The 10,016-nt window shown below is 73.8% G+C and carries 12 protein-coding genes and 1 riboswitch; of the genes, 5 read left to right on the top strand and 7 right to left on the bottom strand.

Features of this window, described 5'->3' with window-relative positions; all coding sequences use genetic code 11:
* Positions 1-233: 233 nt before the first annotated feature.
* Positions 234-458, top strand: a complete 225-nt coding sequence (locus tag ACZ4W9_RS10825) for a (2Fe-2S)-binding protein (RefSeq protein ID WP_467934690.1) — start codon at positions 234-236, stop codon at positions 456-458.
* On the opposite strand, the gene bfr is transcribed toward ACZ4W9_RS10825, so the two are convergent.
* Complete coding sequence (gene bfr, locus ACZ4W9_RS10820) at positions 455-961, bottom strand: bacterioferritin (RefSeq protein WP_467934688.1); 507 nt, start codon at positions 959-961, stop codon at positions 455-457. The genes ACZ4W9_RS10825 and bfr overlap by 4 nt on opposite strands.
* A gap of 170 nt (positions 962-1,131) precedes the next feature.
* On the opposite strand from bfr, the gene ACZ4W9_RS10815 reads away from it, so the two are divergent.
* Positions 1,132-1,764 (top strand): sulfite oxidase-like oxidoreductase, encoded by a 633-nt coding sequence (locus ACZ4W9_RS10815; RefSeq protein ID WP_467934687.1) that lies wholly within the window; start codon positions 1,132-1,134, stop codon positions 1,762-1,764.
* A 37-nt stretch (positions 1,765-1,801) separates the two neighbouring features.
* On the opposite strand, the gene ACZ4W9_RS10810 is transcribed toward ACZ4W9_RS10815, so the two are convergent.
* From ACZ4W9_RS10810 to thiO, 6 genes are all read right to left on the bottom strand, one after another.
* Positions 1,802-2,389, bottom strand: coding sequence for a DUF4396 domain-containing protein (locus tag ACZ4W9_RS10810; protein WP_467934685.1), 588 nt, complete (start codon positions 2,387-2,389; stop codon positions 1,802-1,804).
* A 70-nt stretch (positions 2,390-2,459) separates the two neighbouring features.
* Positions 2,460-3,338, bottom strand: coding sequence for a deoxyribonuclease IV (locus tag ACZ4W9_RS10805; RefSeq protein WP_467934684.1), 879 nt, complete (start codon positions 3,336-3,338; stop codon positions 2,460-2,462).
* 56 nt (positions 3,339-3,394) lie between these two features.
* On the bottom strand, positions 3,395-5,335 hold the full coding sequence (pknB, locus tag ACZ4W9_RS10800) for a Stk1 family PASTA domain-containing Ser/Thr kinase (protein ID WP_467934683.1): 1,941 nt from the start codon (positions 5,333-5,335) through the stop codon (positions 3,395-3,397).
* 115 nt (positions 5,336-5,450) lie between these two features.
* Positions 5,451-6,245, bottom strand: a complete 795-nt coding sequence (locus ACZ4W9_RS10795) for a thiazole synthase (protein WP_467934682.1) — start codon at positions 6,243-6,245, stop codon at positions 5,451-5,453.
* A 3-nt stretch (positions 6,246-6,248) separates the two neighbouring features.
* Complete coding sequence (thiS, locus tag ACZ4W9_RS10790) at positions 6,249-6,461, bottom strand: sulfur carrier protein ThiS (RefSeq protein ID WP_467934680.1); 213 nt, start codon at positions 6,459-6,461, stop codon at positions 6,249-6,251.
* On the bottom strand, positions 6,458-7,627 hold the full coding sequence (gene thiO, locus ACZ4W9_RS10785) for a glycine oxidase ThiO (RefSeq protein ID WP_467934678.1): 1,170 nt from the start codon (positions 7,625-7,627) through the stop codon (positions 6,458-6,460). Before thiO ends, thiS begins: the two co-directional genes overlap by 4 nt.
* Positions 7,625-7,735, bottom strand: a riboswitch (TPP riboswitch). Its footprint overlaps the gene before it by 3 nt.
* Before the next feature lie 53 nt (positions 7,736-7,788).
* On the opposite strand from thiO, the gene ACZ4W9_RS10780 reads away from it, so the two are divergent.
* The 3 genes from ACZ4W9_RS10780 to ACZ4W9_RS10770 all read left to right on the top strand — a co-directional run bounded on the left by ACZ4W9_RS10780 (position 7,789) and on the right by ACZ4W9_RS10770 (position 9,870).
* Positions 7,789-8,139 (top strand): avidin-fold protein, encoded by a 351-nt coding sequence (locus tag ACZ4W9_RS10780; protein ID WP_467934677.1) that lies wholly within the window; start codon positions 7,789-7,791, stop codon positions 8,137-8,139.
* A gap of 32 nt (positions 8,140-8,171) precedes the next feature.
* Entirely contained in the window at positions 8,172-9,404 is a 1,233-nt protein-coding gene (locus tag ACZ4W9_RS10775; protein WP_467934676.1) for an NAD(P)/FAD-dependent oxidoreductase, read from the top strand.
* Between the two features lie 100 nt (positions 9,405-9,504).
* Complete coding sequence (locus ACZ4W9_RS10770) at positions 9,505-9,870, top strand: Rv2175c family DNA-binding protein (protein ID WP_071372419.1); 366 nt, start codon at positions 9,505-9,507, stop codon at positions 9,868-9,870.
* Positions 9,871-10,016: the final 146 nt, after the last annotated feature.

The following is a 10,016-nucleotide window of genomic DNA, read 5'->3' as shown; positions in this document are numbered from 1 at the left end:
TCTGGGGCTTCGGTGTTGGGTGGTTTGCCAGGGGGAGGAGAGGGGAGAGGCGGCAAGCGGCGCTGTCTCCGCCCCCCCCCCCTCCCTCCCCCCCCCCCCCCTGTCCCCCCCCCCCCCCCCCCCCCCCCCCCCCGACCGCTTTTCCGGGTGCCACGGCATGGGTTAGGTTAGGTTTGCCTCACCGGGAACGGAGAGAGCACCGAACAGCGAACCCCACGGGGAGGTGAACCCGCGTGTACGTCTGCAGTTGCTTCGGCATCACCGAGGACCAGGTCAAGCAGCACGCGGAGAACGGCGCCTGCACCCCGCGCCAGATCGCCTCCGCCTGCAAGGCCGGCACCGACTGCGGCGGCTGTGTCCGGCGCATCCAGGCCCTGCTCGGCCGCGGCGCCTGCCCGCGCCGGGAGCTGGTCGAGCGGCACGCCCCGGCCCTCGTGCGACTGGACGACGCGGCCTAGCCGCTCGTGCCCGGACCGGAGGAGTCGGGCTGGCTCTGCTCGACGACGGTCGACAGGTACAGCGCCTCGCCGAGCTTGTCCACCAGTTCCAGCTGGGTGTCCAGGTAGTCGATGTGCAGTTCCTCGTCGGCGAGGATCGCCTCGAAGACGTTGGCCGACGTGATGTCGTCCTTCTCCCGCATCAGCTGCACGCCCCGGCGCAGCCGGTCGATGGCCTCGACCTCGACCTGCCGGTCGGCCTGGAACATCTCGGTCACCGTCTGCCCGACGCGCACGTGGAACAGCCGCTGGTAGTTGGGCAGCCCGTCGAGGAGCAGGATGCGGTCGGTGAGGATCTCGGCGTGCCGCATCTCGTCGAACGACTCCGCCCGGGTGTAGCGGGCGAGCTTGGTCCAGCCCTTGTGGTCCTGGAGCTTGGCGTGCAGGAAGTACTGGTTGATCGCGGTCAGCTCGGCGGTCAGCTGTTCGTTCAGCAGTTCGATGACCTCGGGGTCGCCTTGCATGCTGTGGACTCCTTCCAGGTGGACCGGGCCGATAGCGCCGCATGATTGCACCGGCGGGGAAGATCGTCCAGTAAGTGCGTACTTAGTAAGTACGCACTGACTTGTACGTAATTGTCCCATTCGGGGGCGGGTGGTCGGGGGCACTGCCCGGGGTCTGTCAGGATGGATACATGGGTCATCCGGTGGAGCGAGAGTCTGGGGCAGCGGCAGGGTCCGAGCTTCCGCCGGGTCAGCGGCTCCAGCGGGGCTGGCCGGTCACGCACTACGGGCCCGTGCCGAAGTTCCGGCCCGAACGCTGGGAGTTCCGGGTCTTCGGCGCCACCGCCGACGGCGGCAAGCGCACCTGGACCCACGAGGAGTTCACGGCCCTGCCGTACACCACCGTGGTGGCCGATCTGCACTGCGTGACGAAGTACAGCATGCTCGGCGCGGAGTGGGGCGGCGTCCCGGCGAGCGCCGTCCTCGACCTCGCGCCGCCGGCGCCGGACGTCACCCATGTGATGGTCTGGGCGGAGTACGGCTTCAGCTCGAACCTGCGCCTCGCGGACTTCTGCTCCGAGCGGGCCCTCTTCGCCACCCACAAGGACGGTGAGCTGCTCACCGCCGAGCACGGCTTCCCGGTCCGCCTGATCGTCCCCCACCTGTACGCCTGGAAGGGCCCGAAGTGGGTCCGGGGCGTGGAGTACATGACCGCCGACCGCCGCGGCTTCTGGGAGGAGCGCGGCTATCACAACATCGGCGACCCCTGGAAGGAGCAGCGCTACTCCTACCAGGAGGAGCCCGGGGACGGCCCCGAGCTCTGAAGTCCCGCGTCGGTCCCCGGCCGGGCGGGGCCCGGCCTCAGTGGTGGTACTGGTGCACCACCGCGTGGCCCTTGCCCCGGCCGATCGTCCACTTGTTGACCGGGGTGGTCACCACGAAGGCGATCACGAGCGAGACGGCGAGCGAGATCCAGAAGAGCGCGTCGCCCAGCATGGCGTCCATCGCCGACGGCCAGACCAGGATCACCCCGTTGTCGATCAGCTCCATCACCGCGATGGACAGGGTGTCCGCCGCCAGCGCCACCCGGAAGGCCGTACGGAGGCCGACGCCGGCCCGCAGCACCCCGCGCAGAGTGAGGGAGTAGCCGAAGAAGAAGGCCAGCACGATCGCGAGCAGCATGGTCGGCAGGTTGCCCCAGCCGAGCGCCGTGCCGAGGATCATGCCCAGCACCTCGCCGATGGCGCACCCGGTCAGGCAGTGCAGGGTGGCCTGGGCGGCCATGGGCCAGGTGGCGGCGGGGGCGTGGTGCCCGTGTCCGGTGTGCTCGCCGTGCTGGTGTCCGTGGCCGGAGTGGCCGGAGTGGCCGGGGTGCTGTCCGTGCCCCGCGTGGTCGGCGTGCCGGTGTGCGTCCTGGTGTCCGTGTCCGGTGTGTGCCTCGTGCCGCATGACTGCCCCCATGTCAGGTAGTGGTTCCCGCACCGAGCGGGAACCATATACCCCCTAGGGGTATTCCCAGTCAGTCCTGGCGAAGTTTCTTCAGCCGCTCCACGTCCGCCGCGTGCCCCTCCTTGCCGCCCGGGGTCTCGATGACCAGCGGCACGCCCTCGGTCGCGGGGTGCGTCATGAGGGCCCGGAAGGGGTCCTCGCCGATGTGGCCGGCGCCGATGTTCGCGTGCCGGTCCTTGTGCGCGCCCACCACGTCCTTGGAGTCGTTGGCGTGGATCAGCTTCAGCCGGCCCGCGCCGACGGTCTCCACCAGCAGGTCCAGCGTCTGGTGCATGCCGCTCGGCCCGGTCAGGTCGTGCCCGGCGGCGAAGACGTGGCAGGTGTCCAGGCACACGCCCAGCCTCGGGTGGGCGTCCAGCGCCTCGAAGTACGGCCCGAGGTCCCAGGTGCGCGAGCACAGCGAGGCGCCCTGCCCGGCCGTCGACTCCAGCAGCAGGAACGGGTCGTCGTCGTGGGTCAGCTCGTCCAGCAGCGGCAGCAGGTGTTCGCGCACCTGCTTGAGCGCGACCTCCCGGGCCCGGCCGCCGGTCGCGCTCCCGGTGTGCACCACCACGCCGAGCGCGCCGATCTCCCGCCCGCGCCGCAGCGAGTGCCGCAGCGACCCCACCGAGCGCTCCACCGTCGCCTCGGTGTGCGAGCCGAAGTTGATCAGGTAGGGGGCGTGCACGTACGCCGGGATCGACTCCTCGGCGCACGCCTGGCGGAACGCCTCGTCCTGCCGCGGGTTGCCGGCGGGCGTGGCCCAGCCGCGCGGGTTGGCGACGAAGACCTGCACGGTCTCCGCCTTCAGGTCGCGGGCGTAGGACAGCCCGACGGAGTGCAGGCCGCCGGCCACGGGGACATGGCTGCCGACGGGGTTGCGGGGGAGGGGGGACTGAACGGGACTCACCCGTTCAGGGTGTCATGTCCGCCCCCGCCCGGGGCCGCGCTCCGCGGTGAGACCGGTCACCGGATGGTGATCTTGACGGTGGAGCCCTTGGGCGCCGTCTCGCCGCCCTCCACCGACTGCTTCTTCACGGTGTCGCCGAACAGCCCGAGCAGCCCGCGGTCCTCGTCCACGTCGAAGCCCGCGTCCTCCAGCGCCTCGTGGGCGTCGTCCACGCTGTCGCCGACCACGTCCGGGACCTCGACCATCTCCGGCCCCTTGGACAGCGTCAGCGTCACCGTGTCGCCCTCGGCGGCCTCGCCGCCCTCGTCCGGGCTCTGCGCGGCGACGGTGTCCGCGTCGAACTCCGAGGAGTGGATCCGCTCGGGGGCGACCTTCACCTTCAGCCCGGCGTCCGTCAGCTCCTCCCGCGCGCTGTCCAGGTCGTCGCCGGTGACGTCCGGCACGTCGACGGGGCTGCCCTTGCTGACGGTCAGCGCGATCGCCGAGCCCGCGTGCCGCTTCGTGCCCGCGTCCGGCGCCGTACGGATCACCGAGCCCCTCGGCACGTCCTCGCTGAACTCCCGGGTGACCATGCCGGGCTCCAGGCCGTCCGCCTTCAGCCGCGCCCGCGCCTTCGCCAGGGACTGCCCCTCCACGTTCGGCACGTTCACCGTCTCCGGGCCCAGCGACACGGTCAGCGTGACCTTGCCGTGGTCCCGTATCCGGGCGCCGGGCGCCGGGTCGGAGCCGATCACCGTGCCCCGGTCGACGGTGTCGCTGTAGGCGCGCTTGACCTGGCCGGCGTCCAGCCCGGCCGACTCCAGCCGGTCCCGCGCCTGCGCCTCGGTCTTCGCCAGCAGCGGCGGCACCTTGGTGAACTGGCCCGAGTTGATGTACCAGACCCCGGCGCCCACACCGAGCACCAGCAGCACGGCCACGACCAGCGCCAGCACCGTGCGCGGGGGCCGCGCCGGGCGCCGGCGGGGCGGCACGGGCGGGACCTGCAGCCGGGCGGTGCGGCCGGCGCCGTCCGCGCCGGGCTCCCCGGGGACGTCCTCGCCGACCGGCCGGGGCCGCGGCACGGTCAGCGCGCGCGGGATCACGCTCGTACGGTCCTCGGCGTTGTCGTGCCCGGCGATCAGCGCCTGCGGGGGCAGCGCGTCCAGCTGCTCGTCACTCAGCGTCAGCCGGGCCGCACGGGCCTCGGCGAGCAGCGCCACCGCGTCCTCGGGGCGCAGGTCCGGGGTGCGCGCGGTGGCCGACGCCACCAACTCGTCCAGCGCCCCGGGCAGGCCCGGCACCAGCGCGGAGGGCGGGGGCACGTCGGCGTGCAGGTGCTGGTAGAGCACCTGGGCCGGGGACTGTCCGGAGAAGGGCTTCGCGCCGGTCAGCATCTCGTACAGGACCACCCCGCACGCGTACACGTCGACGCGCGGGTCGGTGGTGCCGTTCTCGATCTGCTCGGGCGCGAGGTAGGAGACGGTGCCGAGCACGGCGCCCGTGGTGCTGGTCACCGTGTCCACGGAGCGCACCAGACCGAAGTCGGCCACCTTGACCCGGCCGTCGTCGCCGATCAGCACGTTCTCGGGCTTCATGTCGCGGTGCACGAACCCGGCCCGGTGCGCGGCGCCGAGCGCGGCCAGCACCGGCTCCAGGATGTCCAGCGCGGCCCGCGGCTGCACGGCCCCGCGTTCGCGCAGCACGTCCCGCAGGGTGCAGCCGGCGATGTACTCCATCGCCAGATAGACGTACGACCCGTCGGTGCCCTGGTCGAAGACCTGCACCACGTTGGGGTGGTCCAGCCGGGCGACCGACTTGGCCTCCCGGATGAACCGCTCGACGAAGGCCCCGTCGGCCGCGAGCGCCGGGTGCATCACCTTCAGCGCGAGCACACGGTCCAGGCGGGTGTCCAGGGCCCGGTAGACCGTGGCCATCCCGCCCGCCGCGATCCGCGCGTCGACGCGGTACCGGCCGTCGAGCACCTGCCCGACGAGGGGGTCCTGAAGGGTCGTATCCACGCAGGCGAGTCTACGAGGACCGACCGGCGGCCCTGCCCGTCCGCCGCGGACGGCACCGGTACTGAAGCCGACCTGTGACGCGACACACGCGGGCGACGGATGCCCGCGCCGCCGCTCAGAACGCGGGGCGCTCGGGGTCCAGCACCGCCAGCCCCTGGGCGGGAGACGACGCCTCGGCGAGATACCTGCGCGGGATCCGCCCCGCGAGCCGGGCCAGCCGGCCCCCCTCCACGGCGTGCCGCATCGCCGCCGCCATCAGCTCCGGCTCCTGCGCCCGTGTCACCGCCGACGCCAGCATCACCCCCGCGCACCCCAGCTCCATCGCGAGCGCCACGTCGGACGCCGTACCGGCCCCCGCGTCCAGGATCACCGGCACCCGCGCCCGCTCCACGATCAGCTGGAAGTTGTGCGGGTTGCGGATCCCGAGCCCCGACCCGATCGGCGAGCCCAGCGGCATGACGGCCGCGCACCCCGCATCCTCCAGCCGGCGCGCGAGCACCGGGTCGTCGTTGGTGTACGGCAGCACCGTGAACCCCTCGTCGACCAGCGTCTCCGCCGCCTCCAGCGTCTCCACCGGGTCCGGCAGCAGCGTCCGCTCGTCGGCGATGACCTCCAGCTTGACCAGGTCGGTGCCCAGCGCCTCCCGGGCCAGCCGCGCGGTCAGCACGGCCTCCCCGGCGGTGAAGCAGCCCGCCGTGTTCGGCAGCACCCGGATGCCGAGCTTCTCCAGCACCGACAGCACCGAGCCGTGCACGGAAGGGTCCACCCGGCGCATCGCGACGGTCGTCAGCTCCGTACCGGAGGCGACCAGCGCCCGTTCCAGCACCTCCAGGCTGGGTGCCCCGCCCGTGCCCATGATCAGCCGGGAGGAGAGGGTCAGGTCCCCGAGGACCAGGGAATCGTCGGCCATGAGTCAGCCTCCCTGCACGGCGGTGAGGACCTCGACGCGGTCGCCCTCGGCGAGCGCGGTCGTCGCCCACCGCGTGCGCGGGACGACGGTCTCGTTGACGGCGGCGGCCACCCCGCGCGGCGCCGCCGTGAGGGTGCCGACCAGCGCGTCCAGCGCGGTGCCCGGGGCGACACGGCGGGGTTCGCCGTTGACGGAGATGGTGACGGAGTTGCTCATGCGGGCTGCTCCAGCTGTTCCATGGGGGCGGCGCCGAAGCGCCGGGGGGTGAACGGACGCGCCTCTTCCGGGAGCTCGCCGGTGACCAGGGCGTGCGCCAGCACGTCCCCGGTGACCGGGGTGAGTAGCACCCCGTTGCGGTAGTGCCCGGTGGCCAGTAGCAGCCCGGCCAGGGCGGACGGGCCGAGCAGCGGCGCGTTGTCGGGGGAGCCGGGGCGCAGTCCGGCCAGGGTCTCGGTGAGCGGCAGCTCCGTGATGCCGGGGACCAGCTCGTGGGCGTCGCGCAGCAGCTCGTACACGCCGCCGGCGGTGACCGTGGTGTCCCAGCCCAGCTCCTCGCTGGTGGCGCCGACGACCAGCTCGCCGTTCTCCCGGGGCACCAGGTAGACCTGGCCGCCGCGCACCACGGCCCGCACGGTCCGGCTCAGGAACGGCGCGTACCGGGGCGGCACGGTCAGCCGCAGCACCTGTCCCTTGACCGGCCGCACCGGAGGCAGCACCTCGGCCGGCACGCCCGCGAGGCGCCCGCTCAGGCTGCCCGCCGCGAGCACCACCCGCCCGGCGCGCAGCGCGGTCCCGTCGGCCGTGGTGACCCCATCGGCCCGGTCCCCGGCCACGTCCAGGCGCCCGGCCCGGACCCGGTGGAAGACGACGCCGGACCGCTCGCAGGCGACGACCAGGGCCGCGGCCAGCCGGCGCGGATCGATCTGGTGGTCGCCGTCGACCCGCAGTCCGCCGCGCACCCCCGGCGCCAGCATCGGCTCCAGGCGCCGGCACTCCCGCCCGGACAGCCACTCCGACTCCAGGCCGTGGCGCTGCTGGAGGGCATGCAGTTCGCGCAGGTGGGCGCGGTCGTCGGCGTCCAGCGCGACGGCGAGGGTGCCGCAGCGGCGGTAGCCGAGGTCGTGGCCGGTCAGCTCGGTCAGCTCCGCCGCGAACCGCGGATAGCGGCGCGCGGACGCCAGGTTCAGGGCGAGCAGGGTCTCCTCGCCGTAGTGCAGCTCGGTGACCGCGGCCAGCATCCCGGCCGCCACCCGGGCGGCCCCGCCCCCGGGTTCGGGGTCCACGACGGCGGTGGCGAGCCCGCGCTGCGCGGCGCGCCAGGCCGTGACCAGGCCGATGATCCCGCCCCCGATGACGAGGACGTCGGACGTACGTGACGACATGGGCGGTAAGCCCCTCCCTTCGCCGGCATGACCCGGATCAGGTTCGTACGGTCGGAGGCCGCGAGCCTCCCTCTCAGCCCGGTCGTCCGGGCTCCCGCGAGTGCTTGTACGGTGGCCACCCTAGCCCGCCGTCCTCCTCACCCGTAAGGGAGCCCCGCTTCATGGCCCGTTCGCTCGACGGACTGTCCTTCGCCCCCGTGTCGGACCAGGCCCCAGGCCAGGTGGGCACCCGCACCCGGTTCGCCTACCACGAGGAGGACGGCGCGATCTGGGCCGACTACGCGGGCGGCGACGTCGTCCGCGGCCATCTGGTCGGCACCCGCGAGGGGGACCGGCTGGACTTCCGGTACGTACAGCTCAGGACCGACGGGACGACCGCCTCGGGGCACTGCGTGTCCACGGTGGAGGAGCTGGCGGACGGGCGGCTGCGGCTGGCGGAGACCTGGGAGTGGGAGTCCGCGCCGGGTTCCGGCACCAGCGTTGTGGAGCAGGTCACCGAGCACATCCGCTGACTGACGTTCCGTCATGTGTCTATGGTGATCGCGTGAGCGAGCAGACACCGTACGAGGGCACGGCACAGGAGCGGCGCGTGGTCGTCGCCGGCGCGGGCATGGCCGGGGTGCAGACCGCGGTCGCCCTGCGGGAACAGGGCTTCAAGGGCCCGGTGACCGTCATCGGCGCCGAACCGCACCAGCCGTACGACCGGCCGCCGCTGTCGAAGGCGGTGCTGCTCGGCACGGCCGAGGGCTCCGCCTTCGACGTGGACTTCGACTCCCTCGGCGTCGAACTGCGGCTCGGCTGCGAGGTGCGGGCCCTCAGGCCCGCCGCGCGCGAGCTGGACACCGAGCACGGCGTGGTGCCCTACGACGTGCTGGTCCTCGCCACCGGCGCCGAACCGGTCGCGCTGCCCGGCGCCGAGGGCGTGCCCGGCGTGCACCTCCTGCGCACCCTGGACGACGCCGCCCGGCTGCGACCCGTCCTCGCCCGGCAGCACGACATCGTGGTCGTGGGCGCCGGCTGGATCGGCGCCGAGTTCGCCACCGCCGCCCGCGAGGCCGGCTGCGCGGTCACCGTCGTGGAGGCCGCCGACCACCCGCTGGCCGGCGCGCTGCCCGCCGAGGTCACCGCGCCCATGGCCGGCTGGTACGCCGACGCGGGCATCGACCTGCGCACCCGCGCACGCGTGGACCGCGTCGAGCCCGGCGCGGTGCTGCTCGCCGACGGCACCCGGCTGCCCGCGGGCGCCGTCGTCGTCGGCATCGGCGCCCGCCCCGCCACCGCCTGGCTGGCCGGCTCCGGCGTGGAGCTGGGCGCGCACGGCGAGGTCCTCGCCGACGACCGGCTGCGCACCCGCCTGCCGGACGTGTACGCCGTCGGCGACTGCGCGTCCTTCCCCTCCGCCCGCTACGGCGAACGCCTCCTGGTGCACCACTGGGACAACGCCCTCCAGGGCCCGCGCACGGTCGCCGCGGACGTCCTCGGCGAGGCGACGGCGGTCTACGACCCGGTGCCCTACTTCTGGTCGGAGCAGTTCGGCCGGTTCGTGCAGTACGCCGGCCACCACACCGCGGCCGACCGCATGGTGTGGCGCGGCGACCCGGCGGGCCCGTCCTGGACGGTGTGCTGGCTCGACGAGGGCCGCCTGGTGGCCCTGCTGGCCGTGGGCCGCCCCCGCGACCTGGCCCAGGGCCGCCGGCTGATCGAGGCGGGCCGGACCATGGACGCCGAGGCCCTGGCGGACGCGGCCCGGCCGCTCAAGAACGCCACGGCCGACTGACGCCGCCACCGGGGGCACGGGGCGCGACCAGCCACAACGGCGCCGCGGCCGGCCGGCGGCCTTTCGCGGCCGCGCCCGCCGAGCGCCTACCCTAGGTGCTGTGACCGAGATTGACGCAAAGATCGATGCTCTCGTCCCCGCCTGGCTCACCCTCCCCGACATCGCCGAGATGCTCGGCGTCGAGGTGACGCGTGTCCGGCAGCTGGTCAAGGAGGGCCAGCTCATCGCCGTACGCCGGGGTGAGAACAGGGCGCTGCACGTCCCCGCCGCCTTCATCGACGGGGACAAGGTGGTCAAGGGCCTGTCCGGGACCCTGACGCTGCTGCGGGACGACGGCTTCACGGACGAAGAGATGATCGAGTGGCTCTTCACCCCCGACCCGACCCTGCCCGGCACCCCCGCGCAGGCCCTGAGCGAGAATCGCGGCACGGAGGTGAAGCGCCGCGCCCAGGCGCTCGCCGTCTGAGCCGACCGCACCAGGAGGCGGGGGGGGGGGGGGGGGGGCGCCCCCCCCCCCCCCCCCCCCCCCCCGCGACCCCCCCACCGAGGGGAGGGGAAGGGAAAACGGCCTGCCCCCCACCCCCCCCCTTCGGGGCTGGGCGGGGGTGTGTT

The organism is Streptomyces sp. NPDC029296 (genome assembly GCF_055569255.1).
The sequence above is the reverse complement of the archived record's forward strand: the minus strand, read 5'-3'. Positions and strand labels throughout refer to the sequence as shown.

Bases quoted from the DNA above. Each gene is read 5' to 3' on its own strand.
- bfr (WP_467934688.1), bottom strand. From the start codon at position 961: ATGCAAGGCGACCCCGAGGTCATCGAACTGCTGAACGAACAGCTGACC.
- ACZ4W9_RS10815 (WP_467934687.1), top strand. From the start codon at position 1,132: ATGGGTCATCCGGTGGAGCGAGAGTCTGGGGCAGCGGCAGGGTCCGAG.
- ACZ4W9_RS10810 (WP_467934685.1), bottom strand. From the start codon at position 2,389: ATGCGGCACGAGGCACACACCGGACACGGACACCAGGACGCACACCGG.
- ACZ4W9_RS10795 (WP_467934682.1), bottom strand. From the start codon at position 6,245: ATGGCCGACGATTCCCTGGTCCTCGGGGACCTGACCCTCTCCTCCCGG.
- thiS (WP_467934680.1), bottom strand. From the start codon at position 6,461: ATGAGCAACTCCGTCACCATCTCCGTCAACGGCGAACCCCGCCGTGTC.
- thiO (WP_467934678.1), bottom strand. From the start codon at position 7,627: ATGTCGTCACGTACGTCCGACGTCCTCGTCATCGGGGGCGGGATCATC.
- ACZ4W9_RS10780 (WP_467934677.1), top strand. From the start codon at position 7,789: ATGGCCCGTTCGCTCGACGGACTGTCCTTCGCCCCCGTGTCGGACCAG.